Origin of the sequence: Denitrificimonas caeni DSM 24390 (genome assembly GCF_000421765.1) — a bacterium.
In the GTDB taxonomy this organism is placed as follows: Bacteria; Pseudomonadota; Gammaproteobacteria; order Pseudomonadales; family Pseudomonadaceae; genus Denitrificimonas; species Denitrificimonas caeni.
In genome coordinates this window covers 385,203-407,149 of sequence record NZ_ATXQ01000002.1, presented here as the reverse complement: position 1 = coordinate 407,149, position 21,947 = coordinate 385,203, and the positions used below count along the sequence as shown (strand labels likewise).

20 protein-coding genes and 1 pseudogene are annotated in these 21,947 nt (G+C 49.2%); 15 read left to right on the top strand and 6 right to left on the bottom strand.

Going from position 1 to position 21,947, the window contains the following annotated elements; genetic code table 11:
• Window positions 1–133 precede the first annotated feature (133 nt).
• Complete coding sequence (sohB, locus tag H591_RS0104835; protein ID WP_022965824.1) at window positions 134–1,153, top strand: protease SohB; 1,020 nt, start codon at window positions 134–136, stop codon at window positions 1,151–1,153.
• 32 nt (window positions 1,154–1,185) lie between these two features.
• Window positions 1,186–2,169, top strand: a complete 984-nt coding sequence (locus H591_RS0104830; RefSeq protein ID WP_022965823.1) for a YhdH/YhfP family quinone oxidoreductase — start codon at window positions 1,186–1,188, stop codon at window positions 2,167–2,169.
• A 72-nt stretch (window positions 2,170–2,241) separates the two neighbouring features.
• On the opposite strand, the gene fabB is transcribed toward H591_RS0104830, so the two are convergent.
• The 5 genes from fabB to H591_RS14855 form a co-directional block, all read right to left on the bottom strand.
• Window positions 2,242–3,459, bottom strand: a complete 1,218-nt coding sequence (fabB, locus tag H591_RS0104825; RefSeq protein WP_022965822.1) for a beta-ketoacyl-ACP synthase I — start codon at window positions 3,457–3,459, stop codon at window positions 2,242–2,244.
• 12 nt (window positions 3,460–3,471) lie between these two features.
• Window positions 3,472–3,987 (bottom strand): 3-hydroxyacyl-[acyl-carrier-protein] dehydratase FabA, encoded by a 516-nt coding sequence (fabA, locus tag H591_RS0104820; protein ID WP_022965821.1) that lies wholly within the window; start codon window positions 3,985–3,987, stop codon window positions 3,472–3,474.
• A 313-nt stretch (window positions 3,988–4,300) separates the two neighbouring features.
• The gene (locus H591_RS14860; RefSeq protein ID WP_022965820.1) at window positions 4,301–5,785 is read right to left on the bottom strand and encodes an ATP-binding protein; all 1,485 of its coding nucleotides are present in this window, start codon (window positions 5,783–5,785) and stop codon (window positions 4,301–4,303) included.
• On the bottom strand, window positions 5,782–6,684 hold the full coding sequence (locus H591_RS0104810; protein ID WP_022965819.1) for an ABC transporter substrate binding protein: 903 nt from the start codon (window positions 6,682–6,684) through the stop codon (window positions 5,782–5,784). Before H591_RS0104810 ends, H591_RS14860 begins: the two co-directional genes overlap by 4 nt.
• Window positions 6,685–6,691: 7 nt before the next feature.
• A complete protein-coding gene (locus tag H591_RS14855) occupies window positions 6,692–8,833 on the bottom strand; it encodes a TonB-dependent receptor plug domain-containing protein (protein ID WP_022965818.1) in 2,142 nt (713 codons plus the stop codon).
• 127 nt (window positions 8,834–8,960) lie between these two features.
• On the opposite strand from H591_RS14855, the gene H591_RS0104800 reads away from it, so the two are divergent.
• From H591_RS0104800 to H591_RS0104740, 13 genes and pseudogenes are all read left to right on the top strand, one after another.
• A complete protein-coding gene (locus tag H591_RS0104800) occupies window positions 8,961–9,983 on the top strand; it encodes an NAD(P)H-dependent glycerol-3-phosphate dehydrogenase (protein WP_028244187.1) in 1,023 nt (340 codons plus the stop codon).
• Between the two features lie 15 nt (window positions 9,984–9,998).
• Window positions 9,999–10,301, top strand: a pseudogene (locus H591_RS16150) (DUF4389 domain-containing protein); the annotation flags it as partial.
• A gap of 188 nt (window positions 10,302–10,489) precedes the next feature.
• Entirely contained in the window at window positions 10,490–10,951 is a 462-nt protein-coding gene (gene sixA, locus H591_RS0104790) for a phosphohistidine phosphatase SixA (RefSeq protein ID WP_022965815.1), read from the top strand.
• A gap of 49 nt (window positions 10,952–11,000) precedes the next feature.
• A complete protein-coding gene (locus H591_RS0104785) occupies window positions 11,001–11,864 on the top strand; it encodes an alpha/beta fold hydrolase (RefSeq protein WP_022965814.1) in 864 nt (287 codons plus the stop codon).
• A 54-nt stretch (window positions 11,865–11,918) separates the two neighbouring features.
• A complete protein-coding gene (locus tag H591_RS0104780) occupies window positions 11,919–12,581 on the top strand; it encodes a glutathione S-transferase family protein (RefSeq protein WP_022965813.1) in 663 nt (220 codons plus the stop codon).
• A 2-nt stretch (window positions 12,582–12,583) separates the two neighbouring features.
• Window positions 12,584–13,399, top strand: a complete 816-nt coding sequence (locus tag H591_RS0104775) for a DUF4892 domain-containing protein (RefSeq protein ID WP_051145788.1) — start codon at window positions 12,584–12,586, stop codon at window positions 13,397–13,399.
• A gap of 27 nt (window positions 13,400–13,426) precedes the next feature.
• Window positions 13,427–14,479, top strand: coding sequence for an AI-2E family transporter (locus H591_RS0104770; RefSeq protein ID WP_022965811.1), 1,053 nt, complete (start codon window positions 13,427–13,429; stop codon window positions 14,477–14,479).
• 24 nt (window positions 14,480–14,503) lie between these two features.
• Window positions 14,504–14,785: a hypothetical protein gene (locus tag H591_RS0104765; RefSeq protein WP_022965810.1), complete on the top strand. Its 282-nt coding sequence runs from the start codon at window positions 14,504–14,506 to the stop codon at window positions 14,783–14,785.
• Between the two features lie 103 nt (window positions 14,786–14,888).
• Window positions 14,889–15,806, top strand: a complete 918-nt coding sequence (locus tag H591_RS0104760; RefSeq protein WP_022965809.1) for an AAA family ATPase — start codon at window positions 14,889–14,891, stop codon at window positions 15,804–15,806.
• Window positions 15,806–16,774, top strand: a complete 969-nt coding sequence (locus H591_RS0104755) for a DUF58 domain-containing protein (protein WP_022965808.1) — start codon at window positions 15,806–15,808, stop codon at window positions 16,772–16,774. Before H591_RS0104760 ends, H591_RS0104755 begins: the two co-directional genes overlap by 1 nt.
• Window positions 16,771–18,744, top strand: a complete 1,974-nt coding sequence (locus H591_RS0104750) for a transglutaminase family protein (RefSeq protein WP_022965807.1) — start codon at window positions 16,771–16,773, stop codon at window positions 18,742–18,744. Before H591_RS0104755 ends, H591_RS0104750 begins: the two co-directional genes overlap by 4 nt.
• Window positions 18,744–19,451 carry an SGNH/GDSL hydrolase family protein gene (locus H591_RS0104745; protein WP_022965806.1) on the top strand — a complete coding sequence of 236 codons (708 nt, stop codon included), beginning with the start codon at window positions 18,744–18,746 and terminating at the stop codon, window positions 19,449–19,451. Before H591_RS0104750 ends, H591_RS0104745 begins: the two co-directional genes overlap by 1 nt.
• Window positions 19,452–19,519: 68 nt before the next feature.
• On the top strand, window positions 19,520–20,695 hold the full coding sequence (locus H591_RS0104740) for an MFS transporter (RefSeq protein WP_022965805.1): 1,176 nt from the start codon (window positions 19,520–19,522) through the stop codon (window positions 20,693–20,695).
• Between the two features lie 63 nt (window positions 20,696–20,758).
• Here the strand turns inward: H591_RS0104740 and H591_RS0104735 are convergent, their stop codons facing one another.
• A complete protein-coding gene (locus H591_RS0104735) occupies window positions 20,759–21,517 on the bottom strand; it encodes a YggS family pyridoxal phosphate-dependent enzyme (RefSeq protein ID WP_022965804.1) in 759 nt (252 codons plus the stop codon).
• Window positions 21,518–21,947 lie beyond the last annotated feature (430 nt).

The window sequence follows — 21,947 nt, the reverse complement described above, 5'->3', positions numbered from 1 at the left end:
CGTAATGAGTGTGTTAAAGCGACTGCTTGCTGTTAGACATAAAGCTTATGTTGCTATTTTAATGGCGATAATTGTTCTCAATACGCGGATACTCTCAGGTAAGATAGCTGCAAACATTTTTTAGGAGTAAGCAGTGGATTTTTTACTTGAGTACGCAGGTTTTTTGGCGCGAGCAGTCACGGTTTTAGTGGTTATTGTCGTTATTTTGGCGATGATGACAGCGTTGCGTTCACGTGGACGAACCCGCGCTGGCGAATTGCTGGTGACCAGTCTGAATGATTTCTATAGCGAATTAAAAGACACTATTGAGCTTAATGTGCTGGATAAAACACAGTTAAAAGCACGACGTAAAGCCCTAAGCGCGCAAGAAAAACAAGATAAAAAAGCCGGTTTAAACAAAGCTCGCGTGTTTGTTTTGGATTTTGATGGTGATATTAAAGCCTCTGCCGCCGATAGCCTGCGCCATGAGATCACCGCACTTTTAGCAGTAGCACAACCAACTGATGAAGTGGTTTTACGACTAGAAAGTGGCGGCGGTATGGTGCACAGCTATGGACTGGCCTCATCTCAATTAGCCCGTATCCGCGATGCAAAGATCCCCTTAACCGTGTGTGTCGATAAAGTCGCTGCCAGTGGCGGTTATATGATGGCGTGCATTGGCGATAAGATTTTAAGTGCGCCATTTGCAGTGCTGGGATCTATCGGCGTGGTGGCACAGCTGCCTAATATCCACCGACTGTTAAAGAAAAATAATATTGATGTGGAAATTTTAACGGCCGGTGAGCATAAGCGCACCTTGACCATGCTTGGCGAAAATACCGAGCAGGGGCGCGAGAAGTTTTTACAAGACTTACAAACAACGCATGATTTGTTTAAAAAGTTTGTTGTGCAGTATCGTCCGCAACTGGATATTGATGCGGTAGCCACTGGTGAGGTATGGCTGGGTACTGATGCACGAGAGCAGCAATTAGTTGACCAGCTGCAGACCAGTGATGAGTATTTATCCAAGCGTGCTGCCGAAGCAGATTTATATGCGTTACAGTTTGTGCAAAAGAAAAGCCTGCAAGAGCGTGTTGGCCTAAGTGCTGGTGCAGCGCTTGAGCATGTTGCTGATAAAGGCTGGGAGCGTTTGCAGCGCCGCTTTATTGGCTAAGAGCATACACAAATAACCGCAGAGGATATTTTATGAGTACATATCAAGCATTATGGGTGACTGAAACACCACAATTTCAACAGAGCGTGGTTGAGCGCTCAATGGATGATTTACCTGAGGGCGAGGTACTGATTCGTGTGCGTTACTCATCCTTAAACTATAAGGATGCATTATCCGCAACCGGTAATCGTGGCGTCACTCGCACATTTCCACACACGCCAGGTATTGATGCAGCAGGTGTGGTTGAGCACTCAAGCGTTGCCGAACTTGCCGCAGGCGATGAGGTGATTGTCACTGGTTATGATTTGGGCATGAATACTTACGGTGGTATGGCACAATATATTCGCGTACCAGCGGCTTGGGTGATCAAGCGTCCAGCAGGTCTGTCGCTACGTGAGTCGATGATTTTAGGCACTGCAGGTTTAACTGCGGCCTTATGCGTTGATAAATTATTACGTGCTGGATTAACTGCTGAGGCAGGCTCTGTACTGGTCACAGGTGCTACCGGTGGAGTTGGCTCGATTGCTATCGTGTTGCTGAAACACTTGGGTTTTCATGTGACAGCTGTTACAGGAAAAGCAGAGCAAGCAGAGTTTTTACGTCAATTAGGTGCGCAGGTGGTAATTGGCCGCGAGGAATTAACGGCAGGTACGGATAAGGCTTTACTTAAACCGCAGTGGGCAGGTGTAGTCGACACTGTTGGCGGGGATATCTTGTTTAATGCTGTTAAATCATTGCAGTATGGTGGCAGCGCAGCCTGCTGTGGACTGACTGCTGGAATTGATTTTAAAGCCAGTGTCTTGCCGTTTATTTTGCGCGGCGTGAATTTGCTCGGTGTTGATTCGGTTGAATTGCCCTTAGTAAACAAAGCGTCGATGTGGGATAAGCTCTCATTGCAATGGAAGCTGGATCTAGAAAGTTTAGTAAAAGAAATTAGCTTGAAAGATGTACCGAATGCCATTGCCACCATGTTGGCCAGTCAGCAAACAGGGCGCACCTTAGTTCGGATTGATTGATTCAGTCTTTTCGCTAGATAAAAAAACGGCCGTGCAAATCAATTGCAACGGCCGTTTTTTATTGCGGCTGAGTTATTTTGTGTAACGCTTTAGGATCAAGGTGGCGTTAGTGCCGCCAAAACCAAAGCTATTACTCATCACCGTATTTAAGGTGACGTTCTCGCGGGTTTTTTCAACAATCGGTAAGCCTTTAGCTTCTTCATCAAGCTCATCAATGTTGATTGATCCAGCAATAAAGTCGCCTTCCATCATCAGCATGGAATAAATAGCTTCTTGTACGCCGGCGGCACCGAGCGAGTGACCTGACAAACTTTTGGTGGAGCTGATTGGTGGTGCATTGTCGCCAAAGACTTCACGCACAGCGCGAATCTCAGCAACATCACCCACCGGTGTTGAGGTGCCATGGGTGTTGAGGTAGTCAATTGGCGCGTCAACCGTGGCAAGCGCTTGCTGCATGCAGCGTACCGCGCCTTCACCGCTTGGAGCGACCATGTCGTAACCGTCAGAAGTTGCGCCATAACCAACGATTTCTGCGTAAATTTTTGCACCGCGTTTTAGCGCGTGCTCCAATTCTTCAACCACCACCATGCCGCCACCGCCAGCAATGACAAAGCCGTCACGTTTGCTGTCATAGGCGCGCGATGCTTTTTCTGGAGTGTCGTTGTATTGCGTCGACAGAGCGCCCATCGCATCAAACAAGCAGCTTTGACTCCAATGCTCTTCTTCACCGCCGCCAGCAAAAACAATGTCTTGCTTGCCCAGTTGGATTTGCTCAAGCGCTTGGCCAATGCAATGCGCACTGGTTGCGCAAGCAGAAGACACCGAGTAGTTGACGCCTTTGATTTTAAAAGGGGTCGCTAAGCATGCTGATACCGTGCTACCCATGGTACGGGTCACGCGATACGGGCCAATGCGCTTGACGCCTTTTTCGCGCAGCGTATCAATGGCTTCCATTTGATTTAAGGTGGATGCGCCGCCCGAACCAGCGATTAAGCCAGTGCGCGGATTGGACACATCTTCAGGGCTTAAACCGCTGTCTTCAATGGCTTGCTGCATAGCAATGTAGGAGAAAGCCGCTGCTTGCCCCATAAAACGTAAAAACTTGCGGTCAATCAGTGCTTCTAAGTCAATATCAACCGAGCCTGAGACATGGCTACGCAAGCCCATTTCCGCATAGGAAGGGTTGAAACGGATACCGGTATGGCCTGCACGTAAGTTGGCGGCTACGGTGTTTTTGTCATTACCTAGGCAAGAAACGATGCCCAGTCCAGTGATTACAGCGCGACGCATACTGGTTATCCTTTAGAAAGAGTCTGTAGAAGAGAACAAGCCGACACGTAAGCCTTCGGCCGTATAAATTTCGCGGCCATCAACACTGACAGTACCGTCAGCAATCGCAAGAATCAGCGAGCGGTTAATGGTGCGTTTAATGTCGATTTGATAGGTGACTTTTTTAGCGGTTGGCAGTACTTGGCCAACAAATTTCACATCACCTGATCCCAGCGCACGGCCACGTCCAGGGTTGCCTTGCCAGCCAAGATAAAAGCCGACCAACTGCCACATGGCATCAAGGCCTAGGCAACCTGGCATAACTGGGTCACCTTCGAAGTGACAAGCAAAAAACCATAAGTCAGGATGAATATCCAATTCGGCAGTGATTTGCCCTTTGCCGTATTTTCCGCCAGTTTCGCTGATGTTCACAATGCGATCCATCATAAGCATATTAGGGGCGGGCAGTTGCGCGTTACCTGGTCCAAAGAGCTCTCCGCGGCTGCATTTGAGCAATTCTTCGTAGGTGAAGGCGTTTTGTTTGGTCATGCGGGCTCCTCAACGTGCCTAATCGTGTATTGCATGTGGGCGATGGATATCCATCTGTTTGTTTTTGTGATCAATCTATCTAAGTGTTTTTAACACATTTAATAACGCTTAACAAAAAAACTCTATTCAACTTAAGCCTTTTGTCAGCTTACTGCTTAATAAGCGATAGCAACAATGACAAAAAGCACCAATGCTTGGTAAGTGCATGGTTAGACCACATAATCTTGCCGTAAGTCACAGCTTTTTATAACTGACCTTTGTAATTACTCGACAAGGTTATCCCTTAGTCGCCTAAGTTGTTTTTTCAATTGTTTTAACGCTGGCAGTCATGTAAGGGGATTATCAGGGTGAAAGTTGAGCCTTCATGCATACGGCTACTGACCGAAAGTTGGCCTCCCATCTGTAGCGTTAGAGCATGAGCAATGGATAAACCAAGCCCGGTGCCACCATAGCGCCGAGAAATACTCTGGTCAGCCTGGTGAAAGGGATCAAAGATATGTGCCAGTTGCTCGGCAGCAATACCAATGCCAGTGTCAGTAATGATGCACTGCAGAATAATCTGCTGGGATTCTGAACGTGTCCAATTCAGGTTTAAGGTCACGCTGCCTTGAGCGGTAAATTTGAGTGCATTGGATAACAAATTCACTAGTATTTGCCGTAAGCGGGTGGGATCGCCCTCGACTTGCAAAGTGGCCAACTCATCAGGCAAACAAAAAATCAGCTCAACACCTTGCTGCTCAGCGCTGTATTTAAAAATACGCTGCAGTGAAGTAAATAAATCGGCTAAAGAGAAAGCGATGCACTCTAATTGTAAGGCGTCATGCTCAAGTCGTGAGAAGTCTAGGATGTCATTAATCACATCAATCATTTGCAAGCTCGATGTGTGTGCGATCGAGGTGTATTCCGTTTGTTCTTGGTTAAGCTGCGTTTGCTCAAGCAGTTGCAGCATGCCGAGCACGCCATTCATCGGAGTACGTAACTCATGGCTCATCATGGTTAAAAAGTCAGATTTGGCCTGATTGGCGCGCTTAGCTTGATGGTGGGCATGTTGCAGTTCAGTGGTGTTTTGTTGTTGAGTTCTTTGGGCATTCTGTAAGGTTTGTGCCAGCATATTAATGTGCTGGCTGAGCTCGCCTAATTCGCCGTGATGGATGTCTTGCAGTGTCGACGTTTGGTAAAGCCCTCTATCCATTTCACGTAATTTTTGGCGCATCTGATGGATAGGTGTCGAAAGGCTGCGCGCCAAGCTGTACGCCAGCGCCCAAATCAGCGATAGGGCCATACAAATCAACCAAAAAGCATGAAATAAAATATGTTGCTGTTGTTTTTTTAGCGCGCTGTCGGTCATCCCGAGTACGACATGACCGATGCTTTCTTCTGGCTGTGCAGCTTCACTGAGAAATGATGATGACAGGAATAGCGGGTCAAGTTGCACGTTTTGTCGAGTGATGTTGGCTTTAAACGTAGCGCCAACACTGTGCTGGGGAAGATCCTTTGCTACACGAGTGAGCAGCTGTTGTTGATTGTCGTAAATTTCAATAAAGGCAATGTTTGGGTTTTTTAAAGTGCCTTGTAGAAGGGAGTCTAGGACTTGCAAGTTGCCGGAGATCACACTGAACTCTGCTGCCGGTGCCAACTGGTTAGCGAAGAGTTGGCCGGTGCTAGCCAATTCTTCTTGCAAGCTTTGCAGGCGTGCCAGAGTGAAATAACCGGTCAGCACAAAGGCGACCAGTACCGCTGGTAACAGGCTGACAAATAAAGTGTAGCGGTGAATGCTGCTGCCGAGCCATTGCTTCATGGGGCATTCCTGCGCTGTTGGAGTTGCTGGTTAATACGTGACGCGTGGTTTTTTTGAATGCCGAGTGAACGTGCGACTTGGCGATTAATCATCACTTTGAAGTGGTCTGGGTATTGGCTGCTTGGCCAGCTTGTTGATGGCGTTTTCAGCACGCTGCTGAGAGTCTGTATCCAGTCGTCTTGATCACTGTAAGTAGACGCTAGGCTGCCTGCCTTGATAAAGGCTGCGGTTGGGCCTATTAGCGTCTGTTTGCGTGCGTAACTGCTAAGCAAGATGCTTTTAATGGTTGCCGGGTTGTAAATGTTACTGTCATCAATACCCAGTAAGACGTCAGTTTGTTCCAGTAAGTTGCTAAGGCTGCGCGCGTCGTAACTGTCAGGCCAGTAGTATTTGCGCATAGTGAGGTTTTCAGCCTGTAACGCGTGTTCAATTTCGGCTAATAAAAAAGTGCTGTGATTGCCGTAAAGAACGCCAACGTTCTGCAGTCCCGGCAGCATAACTTTGAGTAAGGCTATTTGCCGCTGCAGTGGCGGGTCACTCCAGAGAAAGGTGATATGACTCGGTCGACGGTTAGCGAGGCGGTGATAAACCTGCACGCGACTGACTTGTAAAATCAGTGTGGCAGGGCCTGGGGCAGTCAGTTTTAAACGCCAGTCTAAGAGTTCTGCTCCCAGTAGAATCAGCTGAGTATCCGCTGGAAATTGTGTTTGCGCGGTCAACTGCGCACGTGGCATATAGCGAATATCAAGTTCCGGTAAAGCGTGCGCTAGAGTCTTGGTAAAGCTACGCACGGTCGCGCTGTCATGCTCGGCGCTAAGAAGGATTTGCGCAATTGCAGATGTGCTTGCTCCGTAGAGCAAACAAGCTGTGCAGAGTACCAACCATATGCGCTTAAACATTGAGCGCTTAAAACTCCAACTGTACAGTCGCGTAGGCCGTATCATGGGAGTTGTCCTTATTATTAGTACGTCCTATTGGCTGGTTATTCAGTGTTTTCTGTAAGCTGCCAGCCAGTTGCAGGCGGGTACTGCCCAATTGGAATTTTCTGCTGAGACGAGCAGTCAGTAGTTGCAAGTCGTTCTGATTGAGTTGCTCAGCAGCAAAAAACATCAGGCTGCTGCTCCAATCAGCATTCCAATTGCGCAGCCAAGCTAGTGATCCGCTGTGCGCAGGTGTTACGTTTTGATCAAGGCTGTTGCTGGCCTGGTCTTTAATATAAGCGTAGCTGATGCGTAGGCGATCTTTCTCCGTGGCTTGCCAATTGCCTTCAAGTTCACTGCCGTAAAACTTAATGTGATCATCATTATTTAAGCTAAAAGAAATTAAGCTTGGTCTGTGGCTGATCATGCGAGTGATTTTCTCATTAAAAATCTTGATATCGAATGACAGTTTTTGCGGTGCAAAGTAACCATTGTAGCCAAGCTCAAAAGCACGGATTTTCTCTTGCTTTAGGTTGCCATTACCTTGAGCGCTGATAAAAAAGTCAGCGTTACTATTTTGAGCAATTGCAGGGCGTAGATCCTTCACCCTATATTGCCAGTCGGCATGGTTTTCAAACATGTCAGGTGAGCGTACGGCTTCGCTGTAAACTGCGCGAAAACCATGGGCTGGGGTGACGAGATAGTTGACCGCAAAACGAGGTGAGAAAGAGTCACCATTGCTGCTGTCGTGCTCATACATGCCGCCACCTTGTAGCAGCCAGTGCTCGCTGGCATAGAATTCAAATTGACTGAAGGCGCGGAAAATGTCTTTACGCTCGCGGCCATTGAGAAATGAGGCTGAGCGCGCTTGATCATAGCGATAACTCAGGCCACTAATTAAGCGTAACTGTTCAGAAACGCTGTAAGTGTCTTGCACTTCCACATCAAAACGAGACTCTCTACTGTTTTCGTTAATTAAGCCGCAACTGTGAGCGAGGGCGCCTGGTTGAACCAGTTGGCCGATGAGCCAGTTTTGTAATACTGCTTGGCGCGCAGAGGGGTTGCCGATGGGCTTTAAGCGGCGCAATCGCTCTCTCTGCGCAAAGGAAGAAGTTCGCCACAGCTCATTGAGCTCAGAACTGAAGCTGATTTGTGCATCACAGGCGCGCCACTCGCGTAAGCGCTCCCATTGCTGTGCATTGGTTTGTACAGAAAGGCTGTGCTGTGCATTAATATTGCTATTCCAGCGTAAGCTTGCGGCGTAGTCTTTGGCTTGCTCATCAGAGTTGCTGTCTTGCTCCCAAGGCTGAGGGTTTATTTTTCCAGCAAAAGCCGATTGGTAATTGTTGTTGATTTGATTGCTGCCTTCTTTAAAAGCCAGTTGCCAGTCCAAGCTGTTCTGTTCATTGAGTTGATGATTGGCTCTTAAGTTGAAGCGACTTAAACGGCGGCTGTCACGAAAGTCACTGCCGTCTTTACGCAGTTCAAAACCGTCATCGGTCAACGAAGAAATCGACAAGCGCATATCAGAGTAAGTGCTGTGCCAGGCTTGGCGTGCATAGCTGTCACGAATGCCATTGTTGCCAATATTGCCTTTAATTAGAGTGCCATGCGTGTCTTTGCCGCTGTGGGTGATGATATTAATCACGCCCAACAGTGCGTTGGCGCCGTAGCTGACAGTGTTGGGGCCGCGAAACACTTCAATGCGCTGAATATCCTCGAGCGCAATCGGCAGGTCAGACCAGTCCACCTGAGCAAAGGCGCTGCGGTATACCGAGCGACCGTCAATTAATACTTGTAAGCGACGCGCTTGTCCTGGGCTGGTGCCATGGTAGTTCACTGTACCTAGATTGCTGCTGTCGGGCACCACCAGCATGCCGGGTACCAGTCGTAATAGGTCAGTAATATTGCGTGCGCCACTTGCCTCGATTAACTCTTGATCAATAGTGCTGACACTGCCCGGTACTGCTGCGGGGGCTTGGTAAAGATGAGTGGCCGTCAGCACTTCAGGCAGTGCGTCATCACTGATGAAAAGATCATCTGTGTAACTGGCATAAGCTGCATTAAACAGTCCTGGAATAGCGACAGCACAGTTTAAAAGAATCCACAGTAAGTTGATGCGCCGCAATGGACAGCCTCTTAATTGAATAAGTAAAAATAGCACATAGCTTAACTGATAAAGTTAAACACTGGTTATGCTTGAGCAGCACCGTATAATGATGCAATCGCCGTTTTCGGCAGAAGAGAACAAAAGCATGACAATAAAAAAACCAATCGCTGTATTAGGTGGTGGCAGTTTTGGTACTGCAGTAGCAAATCTACTGGCCAGCAACCAGCACTCAGTACGCTTGTGGATGCGCGATGCCCAGCAAGCACAAGCGATTAACGACAACAGGCAAAATCCGCGTTACTTAAAAGGTGTCACGGTGCTGGAGGGGGTTGTTGCAGTTACCGATTTAGCGGCTGCGCTGGCTGAGTGTGATTTGATTTTTGTGGCGTTGCCCTCGACTGCACTACGCAGCGTATTGACGCCTTATGCCGAAGCTTTACGCGATAAAATGCTGGTTAGCACCACTAAAGGAATTGAGGCGCAAACCTTTCTGTTGATGAGTCAGATTTTAGAAGACATTGCGCCGTTGGCGCGAGTTGGCGTGTTATCTGGACCTAACCTTGCGCGTGAAGTTGCCGCTCATGCGTTAACCGCCAGTGTGGTTGCCAGTGAAGATGAAGACTTGTGCCGTACGGTGCAAGCGGTGCTGCACGGGCCTACTTTCCGTGTCTATGCCAGCCGTGATCGCTTTGGTGTCGAGTTGGGTGGTGCGTTGAAAAATGTCTATGCCATTATCGCTGGGATGGCCGCGGCAATGGGGATGGGCGAAAACACCAAAAGCATGCTGATTACCCGTGCGCTGGCAGAAATGACTCGTTTTGCGGTGAAGTTGGGCGCGAATCCGATGACATTTTTAGGGCTGGCCGGTGTCGGTGACTTGATTGTGACTTGCACATCACCGAAGAGTCGCAATTATCAGGTAGGCTTTGCTTTAGGTGAAGGTTTAAGTCTTGATGAGGCGGTTGAACGCTTAGGTGAAGTGGCTGAAGGGGTAAACACTTTAAAAGTGCTCAGAGCTAAATCACAAGAACTGGATGTGTATATGCCATTAGTTGCAGGCTTACATGCCATTTTATTTGAGGGACGCACCCTTGAGCAGATTATTGGCGGCTTGATGACGGGTGAGCCAAAAACCGATGTTGATTTTATTTCCATTGATGGCTTTTAGACGAGGAGTTATAGAATGACTACGCCAGAAAAAACCATTCGACGTGAGTCCATCCTGTTGCGGGTTTTATGGATGCTGTTATTTCTCTTGGTATGGCAAGTTGCTGTGCCGTTGCTCGCGCTCTTAGTGGTCGCGCAGTTGTTGTACCGTTTGTTTTATGGCGCGCCCAGTGGACTATTTATGAGTTTTGGCGACAGCCTTAGCCAGTATTTGGCGCAGATTGGTCGCTTTGCCGTATTTAACACGGATGAGAAGCCTTGGCCGATTGCGGACTGGCCAACTGCGCGCGCTGCCGAAGGCGAACCTGCGCACAGAATTAAAGAAGTAGAGGCTGATGAAGATGCTGCAGAGCCTGTAGTTGCTGAAACAGACACGGGAACTGATGAGTCGGCTGTTGATGCCGAGGACGTACCTGTGATCACTGATGTGGTCACAGCAGATGAAGTAGCTGAGTCAGAAAACCCAGCGCTGAGAGCTGAGGATCAACAGTCTGACGAGCCTAAGCAATGAAACTGTGGCTGTTAAGGCATGGCGAGGCAGAAGCCTATCAGCGTCATGACGCTGACAGGCAGTTAACTGAGCAGGGGCGTCAGCAAGTTGTGCAGGCCGCACAGTTTTTGCTTGATGTGAAATTTGATCGGGTGTTGTCCAGTCCTTATGTTCGTGCCAAACAAACCGCAGAGTTGCTGTGCGCCACGCTATCGCATCATGGAAATATTGAAATCGTGCCTTGGCTGACTCCGGAAGACGATGTGCGTGAAGTGGTGCGCAAGCTCGATGGCTACCCGGTAGAAAATTTATTGATCGTCGCCCATCAGCCTTTATTAGGTACTTTAGCCAGTTGGTTGATGGATGCCGATCGTTTGCATGGCTTGCCTATGGAAACGGCCAGTGTTGCCTGCCTAGAAGGCGATTTTATTGGCGCTGGTACGATGCAACTACGCTCTTTACAGCATGTGCGCGGATAATCGCCACACTCTTCCTTATAAAATAGATAAAAGAACTTAGGAGTACTGAGTGTCTGCTTTTGCTCAAGAAATACGTATTCAATTACCGCATATTGATTTGGCAGCACGGGTCTACGGTCCTGAAGATGGTCAGCCGGTTTTAGCCTTACATGGCTGGCTCGATAACTCGATGACCTTTGATTTACTGGCACCCAAACTGCAAGGTTTAAGGATTGTCGCCATTGACATGGCGGGTCACGGCCACTCGGGTCATCGCGCCCCGGGGGCAGGTTATCAGTTATGGGATTATGCGTTAGATGCCTTGATGGCCACGCAGCAACTGGGTTGGGAAAAATTTTCTCTACTTGGACATTCTTTGGGCGGCATTATCAGTGTGCTGATTGCTGGCGCTGTCCCTGAGCGTATTGAGCGAGTGGCTTTGATTGATGGCTTAGTGCCTGATACGGGTGAAGCGGATAAAGCACCAAAGAAACTGGGTGAAGCATTACTGGCGCATATCAGTTTGGCTGAGAAGAAAAAAACCATTTATGAAAGTGTTGAGCAAGCGGTACAAGTGCGGATGCGTGGTTTTATGCCCGTCAGCCAGTTGGCCAGCGAGTTACTCGCGCAGCGCGGACTCAGTCCGGTCGCGGGTGGCTATTGCTGGAGCACCGACTCACGTTTGACTTTGCCGTCACCGCTGCGCTTGACCATGGCGCATGCCGTGGCTTTTGTACGAGCGGTGCAATGCCCGATGAGTTTAGTCTTAGCAGAGGAAGGTGTTTTGACTGTAGAACCTGATTTTATGAAGATTCTCAGCAGTTTGCCGTTAGATGTGCAACGCTTAGCAGGCGGCCACCATTTGCATCTTGATGATGAGCAGGGTGCGCAAGCTGTAGCGGATTGTTTTCAAACGTTTTTAACCGCGCGTTGAATGTAATAAGTGGCGTGAACTGTTACGTCACTGTTGCTGCGCAAAGGAGTCATTATGATTGATTTATATACTGCGGCCACACCCAATGGTCATAAAGTGTCCATCGCCCTTGAAGAGCTTGGGTTACCTTATCAAGTGCATGAGTTGTCCTTTGATCTGCAGCAGCAAAAAGCACCTGAGTTTTTAAAGATCAATCCCAATGGTCGGATTCCAGCGATTGTCGATCGTGACAATGATAATTTTGCGGTCTTTGAGTCAGGTGCGATTTTGCATTATTTGGCGGAAAAAACTGGAAAGTTATTGCCGGCCGATGCCAAAGGCCGCTCAGTTGCTTTGCAGTGGTTGATGTTTCAAATGAGCGGGGTGGGCCCAATGCAAGGGCAGGCTAACGTGTTCTACCGCTATTTTCCGGAAAAAATTCCAGCCGCTATTACTCGTTATCAGAACGAAACACGCCGCTTGTATGAAGTGCTTAACAGCCGTTTAGAAGAGGTTGAATACCTCGCAGGTGAATACAGTATCGCCGATATCGCCACTTACCCATGGGTTGCGATACATGATTGGTCAGGTGTGAGCGTCGACGCTTTGCCCGCGTTACAGCGCTGGATGGACGCTGTTGCTGCGCGCCCAGCCGTGCAAAAAGGCTTATGTATTCCAGTTCGCGCAGAAGCGGATGAGAGCTCCCTAAAAACAGCACAAACTATGTTGGTAAAGTGATAATGCACAATTGGATGTATAAAACGTTGTTGGCTACATTACTGACAGTTTTGCTCAGCAGTGTGTCGGCAAGTGAGTTTTCGACATTGCTGCAACTTGAACATTTGCGCGATGCTGAAGTCATTACTCAAGAGCATCGTGATAGTTTAGAAAAAATCTATCCGAAAGGCTCGGTGCGGCGTATCAGCGGCAAAATGCGCTATAGCGGTGAAGTATTAGTGCGCGGTTCAGTGGATGTGTTAACTGTGCAACTGGCACCGACCCATGAGGCGCTTGCGGCTTTTAATGCCAGTCGCCAGTTGTTGCAAGATCAGCACGCACAAATGTTGTATTGGTGTGCTGGGCGCGAATGTGGTTCTAGCAGTCTTTGGGCCAATCAAGTGTTTGCTAACTCACGCTTATACGGCCCTGATGATCGGCAAGCCTATGCGCTCTTTCGTTTAGCCGGAGAGCAGCAGGCAAGCTTAGTGGCGATGTATGCGATCACGCGTGGCAATGGTCGTGATTTTTTGCATTTTGAGCAGTTTCAAGCAGAGCAGTTAGCGACTGATTTGCTGCCGACGCCAACGACGTTAGAGCGTCAGTTGAATGTAGATAATCGTTTAGCGCTACCAGCACTGGTTGGTGAGCCTGATCCTGTTTGGGTTAAGTTATTGGTGCGCGCATTAAACCAAGATATCACCATGCGTATCAGTATGGCCGGTGAGAATGCTCAAGCATGGCGTGATGCAATGGTTGAGCGTGGACTTAGAGCAACACGAATTGAGCTGGAAGCCGAGTATGCTCAGCCAGGGCTCGTACTGCAGCGTTTACCTTAGCAATCACTTTTTCAATGGATAAAGCGCATGTTCAGTAATGACCGATTGTTAGCACAGATTTTACTGTTAGCGTTATTAGGTGCTTGTTTATGGGTGCTGGCACCCTTTATGACCGCTTTGTTCTGGGCGGCGGTACTGGCGTTTGCCAGTTGGCCGGTCATGCGCATGTTGACCCGAGCGTTGAATGGTAACGTATCCTTAGCAGCGGGTTTATTGACCGCCGGTTGGGTATTGATTGTTGCCGGGCCTTTAGTCTGGTTAGGTTTTAATATCGCCGACAATATACGTGTTAGCACTGAATTGATTAAAGATCTGCGCGTGACCGGTTTGCCTGAAGCGCCAGCTTGGCTGGTCGGGGTGCCGATGGTCGGAGAGCGTTTGCAAGAAATCTGGCAAACCGTCGATCAGCAGGGTGCAGCGTTATTTTTAACGATCAAACCTTACATGGGGCAAATGGGTAACTGGCTACTGGCGCGCAGTGCCAGTATTGGAGCAGGTATTCTTGAGTTGGCCTTGAGTTTAGTACTGGTTTTTTTCTTTTATCGCGACGGCCCGCGCTTAGCTCTGTTTGCCAAAGAGCTTGTTGAACGTTTGATCAAAGATCGCGCAGACTATTACATTGATTTGGTCGCAGGCACCGTGCGACGTGTGGTGAATGGTGTTATTGGTACCGCAGCAGCGCAAGCGGTGGTGGCTTTATTTGGCTTTTTAGTTGCCGGAGTGCCAGGTGCTTTACTATTAGCCGCAATGACTTTTATGCTCAGTCTGATTCCGATGGGACCGCCGTTAGTGTGGGTGCCCGCTGTTGCTTGGCTGTTTTGGCAACAGGAATATGGCATGGCGATTTTCTTGCTGTTATGGGGCTTCTTAGTCATAAGTAGTGTCGATAATTTCTTAAAACCTTACTTGATTAGCCGTGGCGGGAACTTACCCCTTGTTGTTGTTCTAATGGGTGTATTCGGTGGTTTGTTTGCGTTTGGTTTTATGGGGTTATTTCTCGGTCCTACTTTACTGGCTGTCGCCTACAGCTTAGTCAGTGATTGGATCGCTAGTAATCAACCTAGAATCGAACATCCTTAGCTTATAACAACAGAGGTGTATTTTATGCGTTTACATATCGTGTGTGTATCGTTACTGGCTGTGCTGATGGTCGGTTGTGCGGCTAAAACCAATCATCGCAGCGGATGTGCACAGCAACTGGATGCGGCGTGGGCTGAGTTGGATTTAGCCAAAGCCGAAGGTTTTGCTGGCACAGTGAGCTACTCAAAAGCGTTAACGTTAATTACTGGGGCGAAAACTCAGCAGCAGTTTGAGGGTTATAAAGGCTGCACCCGTAAAGCTGAAAAAGCCCGTTTCTATATCCGCGAATCACGCGCTGGACGTTAAAGCGTCTGAGTTCTGCGTTTAATTGCGCAAGTTTCTGGTTTTGGCTTTGCCTGCTGAGCGATTGCTAGCTAGCATAGCCAAACACTAGAAATGGAGTTTTACGATGCGCACTCAGCTAGAAGCCTGCATTCATGCAGTCAATCAAGTCATTTTAGGTAAAGAGCACGCTGTACGCTTAGCGATGACGTGTCTGCTAGCGCGCGGCCATTTACTGATTGAAGACTTGCCGGGTATGGGTAAAACCACCTTAAGCCATGCCTTGGCACAAGTGTTAGGACTCAGTTATCAGCGTATTCAGTTCACTTCAGATTTATTACCTGGCGATATTCTCGGCACTTCGGTATTTGATCGCGAGACTGGGCAGTTTATTTTCCATCCTGGTCCCGTTTTCACTGAGCTCCTTCTTGCCGATGAAATCAATCGGGCGACGCCAAAAAGCCAGAGTGCTTTGCTTGAGGCGATGGAAGAAGGACAGGTCACCATTGAGGGTGCAACACGGCCTTTACCCGAACCTTTTTTCGTCATAGCAACACAAAACCCCGTCAGCCAAGGCGGCACTTTCAATCTGCCTGAATCGCAGTTGGATCGTTTCTTAATGCGCTTGTCGTTAGGCTATCCAAGTGCTGCGGCTGAGCGCCAGTTATTACAGGGCGCTGCGCGTCGTCAGTTATTGACCCAATTACAACCGTTGATTGAGCGTGCCGACTTATTGGCCGCTCAGCAGCAGGTCAGTGATGTGCGAGCCAGTGAAGCGCTGATCAGCTATATCTTGCGTTTAGTCGAAGCGACACGCACCCATGCACAGTTGGCCTTTGGTCTTTCACCACGGGGCAGCTTAGCGTTATTGGCAGCGGCTAAAGCTTGGGCATTTTTAGCAGGACGTGATTACGTTATTCCAGAAGATGTGCAAGTGGTGTTACCGGTCGTGGTGGGTCACCGTCTGCGTGAGCAAAACAGCGCAAGCGGTGTTGGCAGCTCGGCAGTGGTGCAAAGCTTGTTGACTGACGTACCTGCTTTGTAATGCGAGAAACATTCTTTAAATTACCTCGGCAGTGGTTTGCTGCATGGCTGGCGCGACGCTTGCCGCCGGTGCAAAGTATTAGGCTGCAGCAACAGCATATTTTTATTGTGCCGACACGCACTGGGATTGCCTATGCAGCAGCTCTGCTGTTGATGCTGTTAGTGGCGATTAACTACCAAAACAGTTTGGCCTATGCGCTGACGTTTTTGTTGGCGTCATTGGGTTTGTTGACCATGTTTCATACCTGGCGCAACCTTGCCGGTTTAACCCTTAGCGCTGCAGGCAGTTCACCGTGCTTTGCCGGTGAGTATGGCAATTATCGTTTGCGCTTACACAGCGCTAAAAATGCTTATCAAGCCATTGCAGTGGGTTGGCATGCCAAGCAACTCACGCTTGTTGATGTTGAGCAACAGAGTGAGCAGTTGCTTGAGTTGAGTTTGCTTGGAAAACAACGTGGCTGGCAGCACGCGCCGCGCTTGCGTATTGAAACGCGTTTTCCACTTGGTTTATTTGTCGCTTGGAGTCAGATCGATTTGGCGCAAAGTATTTTGGTCTATCCGCAGCCGTTACATGATGTTGATTTGCTTGTTTCCGGTCAGGGCGATGAAAACGATGCAGAACAGGCCAGCCCAAGTGCTGGAGTTGATGACTATCAAGGCTTAGCTGCTTGGCAAGAAGGCGATTCATTGCGACGCATCCACTGGAAGGCTTGGTCAAAAGGTCAAGGATTATTAGTTAAGCAGTTTACTGAGCAGCAAGGTCAGCAGCAGGTTTTGGATTTTACTCAGGTGCCGGGCGATCTGGAGTTTCGCTTGTCGGTTCTCTGCGCGCAGGTGTTAAAAATCAGCCAAACCGATCAGCCTTATAGTTTGTTATTACCTCATCAAGAGCTTGGACCTGATTCAGGCGTCGAGCATCGCCAGCGCTGTTTGCGCGCTCTAGCATTGTATGGAGTGGAGCAGCCATGACTACGGCAGCGCAAGTGCGTGATGATATCCCGCGCATCAGTCTGATGTGGTTACTGATTGCGCAAGCCTTGGTGATTATTCCGCACTTGTTGCATGTGCCGTTATGGTTGATTGGCGTGTGGTTAGGCTGCGCGGCATGGCGGGTGCAAGTGTTTCGGATGCGTTGGCCATTCCCAAATGCTTGGGTGAAAGCCGCTTTAATGATAGGCAGTGGTTTTGCCGTGTATTTAAGTCGTGGCGGCTTGGTTGGCTTAGATGCCGCGGTGGCGCTATTAATCACGGCGTTTATCTTAAAACTCTTGGAAGTGCGCACGCGCCGGGATGCCTTGGTGCTGATCTTTTTAGGCTTTTTTACGGTTGTTACCAGTTATTTGTTTGCTGATAGTTTACTGGCGGCGTTGTACAGCCTATTGCCGGTTCTTGCTTTACTTGCGGCCTTGGTGGGTTTGCAACAAAGTGGTTTTGCTAGAGAGCCATTGGCACCGTTAAAGCTGGCCAGTAAGTTACTGGCTCAAGCCATACCTTTAATGCTGTTGCTGTTTGTCCTATTCCCGCGCCTTGAACCGCTGTGGAGTTTGCCGCAGCCAAAAGATAAGGGCACTACTGGTTTATCCAGCAGTATGACTCCCGGTGATTTGGCTGAGCTTGGTCAGTCGGCCGCCTTAGCTTTTCGTGCACGCTTTGATGGGGCAATTCCAGCGCAGTCGCAACTCTATTGGCGCGCCTTGACCCTGCCGAATTTTGACGGCCGCAGTTGGTCGATCAGTGAGCGCTTTGAGAGGAGTGAGCCGCAGTGGCAAGCGCAAGGTGAGTCGATCAGCTACAGCATTATCATGCAGCCCAGCACTCAACCTTGGTTGTTTAGTTTAGATGTGGGCAGCAGCGAACAAGAAGACATTCGTTTGATGAGTGATTTCCGTTTGCAGCGGCGTACACCGGTCAATCGCACCTATCAATATCAAGCCACCTCATGGCCGCAAGCATTACGCCAGCCGCAGTTAAATCAGCGTCAGCAACAAGAGTTTTTGCAGTTACCGCGCACGGGCAATCAGCAAACACGTGATTGGGCGCAACGCTTACGAGGGCAGTATCACGACGATGATGCGCTGGTGTCCGCATTGTTGCGTCATTTTAACCAAGAACTTTATCACTACACGCTAAAACCGCCGTTGTTGGGACGTGACAGTGTTGATGAGTTTCTCTTTAGCAGTTTACGTGGCTTTTGTGCGCATTATGCCGGTGCCATGGTGTTTACTCTGCGAGCGGCTGGTATTCCAGCGCGGGTGGTGGCGGGTTATCAAGGTGGTGAGATCAATCAAGCAGGACAGTTTGTCCAAGTGCGTCAGTTTGATGCCCACGCTTGGGTTGAATATTGGCAGCGAGGACAGGGCTGGCGCAGTGTTGATCCAACGTTCGAGGTGGCACCTGAACGTATTGAGCGCGGCCTGCAAGAGGCTTTGCAAGATGAATCTGAACTGTTTCAGGGTGATATCTTCTCGCCGTTGCGCTATCAGCATATTGCTTGGGTCAATCAATTGCGCATGAGCTGGGAAAACCTCAATCACAGCTGGCAAACGAAGATCCTTGGCTATCAACGGGATAGTCAGCAAGCGTGGCTGAAACAATGGTTCGGCAAAGTGGATTGGCAAGTTTTAGGATTAACCTTGGTAGCCAGTGCTGCGTTGATTATTGCGCTGATAGTGTTGTGGATGTTTAAACCATGGCAGCGACAAACTGATCCTGTGCAGCGGGTCTTGAATCATTTTCAACGGGTACTGCGTCGTCGTGGTTTTAAGCGTGAAACAGGCGAGGGCTTGCGTGATTTTTACCAACGTATCCATCAGCAGTTGCCTCAGTCGCAGCAACAGGCTGTGAGGGTTTTTATCGAAACCTATGAACAGCAGCAATATGCAGAACAAGGACAGGATCTTGCGACCTTGCGCCGTGCTTTAGCTCAGGTGAAAAAATAATGCTGGATAGCTTACAGCTCATTGCTTTAGCGCCGATTTTATTATGGCAAGGTCGCAAGGTTCGCCAGCGTACCTTACGTTTGCCGGAGGCGGCTGGCGCACGCACGGGCAGTTTAGGACAGGGTTTGCCGTTGCGAGTGTTGCTGCTGGGCGACTCAGCGGCCGCTGGGGTGGGTGTTAGCCGTCAAGAAGATGCTCTGGCTGGCCAGCTTGCGGCGCAACTCAGTAGCGAACATCAAGTCGAGTGGCAGCTGCTTGCTGAAAGTGGCTTAAAATGTCAGCAATTGCTCAGTAAGTTGGATGATTTAACCGTGCAGCCTTACGACTGTGTGGTGTTATCCATTGGCGTTAATGATGTGACGGCTGGCACTAAAGATCAGCAATGGTTGGCGCAGCTAAAACAATTGCAAGAGCGCTTGCGCAGAGACTTTCATGTACAGCATATTTTTATATCGGCCATTCCACCGATGCAGTACTTTACTGCCTTGCCTGCACCCTTAAATGGTTATTTGGGACGTCGTGCCCAGCGTTTAAACCGTCTGACTGCGCAATTGGCCGAGTGTGCTGATGGGCTCTATTTTATGCCGATCGAGCTTGGCGTTGATCCGCAAATGCTCGCTGCTGATGGTTTTCACCCAAGCGGGCAGGCCTATCGTTTGTGGGCCGAGCAAGTTGCCGCACGGATTAAAACAACCGCGTTTACCTGAGTGCTCAGCACAGATTCGTCTTTTCATATAATATGCGCGGGCATATTAATTCAATAGTGGAGGCCAGCGTGCCGATTAGCGTGTGGGGGTTGGCGATTGCGCAAGCATTGTTGACCACTGGGAATATTTTGTTGGTGGCGGTGTCTGCGCTGATTGGTAAGCAACTCGCCAGTCATCCTGCTTTAATTACCTTTCCAGTCGCGATGCAGTTTCTTGGCTTAATTATGGCCACGCTACCGGCCGCTCATTTGATGCACAAGATGGGGCGTAAGGTTGGCTTTATTCTGGGTAACTGCATTGGCTTAGTGGGTACTTGGGTGGCCTTGCAAGGCTTGGAAGCTAACAGCTTGATGCACTTTGCCTGCGGTACTTTTCTGATTGGTATGGCAATTGGCACCGGCCAGCAATACCGTTTTGCTGCGCTTGATGTCTGTTCGGTTGAGCAAAGGCCGCGAGCAATCAGTATGGTTATGGCAGGCGGTGTTTTAGCCGCTATTTTAGGCCCGAATTTAGCGATTTGGTCGCGCCAATGGTATGACGGTAATGCGTTTGTTGGTGCGTTTTACGGTTTGTTTGTGATCTATGTGTTGGCTTTGTTACTGATCAGTAGCTTGCCTTTAGCTGCACCGTTGAAAACAACCAGTCAGCAGGTGGCTCGCAGTTATGCTGAGTTGTTTAAGCAGCCGCTATTGGTGGCAGCAATGGCTTCTGGGGCTATTGGTTATGCGGTGATGGTGCTATTAATGACTGCTACGCCGATCGCGATGCAGCATGATGATTTTCCCTTTAGTAATATTGCTTGGGTGATTCAATGGCATGTGTTGGGAATGTATGTGCCGTCATTTTTTACCGGCCGTTTGATTCGTCGTTACAGTTCGCGTCGTGTCATTCTTTGGGGTTGTGCAGTGTTGGCGCTGTGTGTGCTGGTCAATGTGCTGGGTAATAGCTATTGGCATTATTTTATTGGTTTGATTCTGCTTGGTATCGGTTGGAATTTTACTTTTATTGGCGCCACGCATTTGCTGACCTTTACCTATGAGCCGGCTGAGCAAGGCAAGGTGCAGGGCATTAATGAGTTTATGGTGTTTACTGCGGCTGCGCTTGGCAGTTTGTTAGCGGGTGTCGGTGTCGATAAATTGGGTTGGGCTTGGCTCAATATCGCGTCGTTACCGCCGATTATTATCGTCGCTTGGTGGATCTCGCGGCTAGCGGATCAGCGTGCACGCGTTAGTGTGAAAAACTAAAACGTCGTCGCTCAGTGTGGCTGGTGTGCAGCACTGAGCGACGAGGGTGTCTAGCTGTCGTTGTTATTGTGGCCAGTAGTAGCTGTCGGGTTGCGCTCGCGCACCGAAGATTGCTTGGCCAATACGAACAATGGTTGCGCCTTCGGCAATGGCTAATTCAAAGTCGCCAGACATACCCATCGACAACTCTGTGAGTTGCATACCTTGCGGTGCGATGGCTTGTAAACTGTCGCGTAACTCACGCAGTTGGATGAAGCAGCCGCGCACGGCTTGGTCGTTTTCGGAGTTCATTGCGAGGGTCATTAAGCCGCGCACACGTAAGCGGGAAAACTGTCCCAGCTGGGTAATCAGTTCTGGTGCTTGCTCTGGGTCGATGCCGTATTTGCTTTCTTCTCCAGAGGTATTGATTTGTACCAGCACATTTAAATAACGGTCTTCAATGATTAAGCGCTGGTCGAGGGCTTGGGCTAAACGTAGGCTATCCAGTGCATGAAATTCGTTGGCAAAGCGGGCAACGTATTTGGCCTTATTGGTTTGCAGGTGGCCGATGACGCTCCACTCTAGGTCTTTTAAATCCTCGAGCTCTTGCCACTTTTGATAGGCTTCTTGCACTTTGTTTTCGCCGAGCATGCGGCAGCCTGCGGCGTAGGCTAGGCGCAAATAGTCGGCAGGGTGAGTCTTGCTAACGGGCAATAAGCGTACTTCTTGTGGGTCACGTCCAGCTTGTACGCAGGCTTGATCAATACGGGCGCGAACAGTGGCGAGGTTCTGACGCAGTTGTTCGATGGTTTCGGCTTGAGGAAAAACGCTGCTGTCGTTCAAGGTGGACTCCTATAAACAGGTTACAAGTATGTTTGTCAGTCTATCAGGCTTGGCTGCTTTAGTGATGTGGATACTGCTTGGCCTGTTCATCGATAACGATATGCGCATGCTTAACCCTGCAATACTCTAGAAGCGCGGGCAGCCTGCCCGCAGTGGTTTGATTGCTCAATGATTGGTGTTGCTCCATCATCGCATTGAACCCTGTATGAACTAGCCATGCCAGCGACAGCGCCTTAACCCAAAGCACGACTTGCACAGGATTTATGTTTTTAACCAAGCAAAGTACCCAGAACGATATGCGCATGTCGTACCTTGTTAGTATCGCTTTTCCCTCAACGGGTCATCCTGACCCGATTCTGGGCTACGTCATCCATGACTCCGCTGATCGCGACACTAACAAGATACTCATTGATCAGTGATGTTGTTTGCG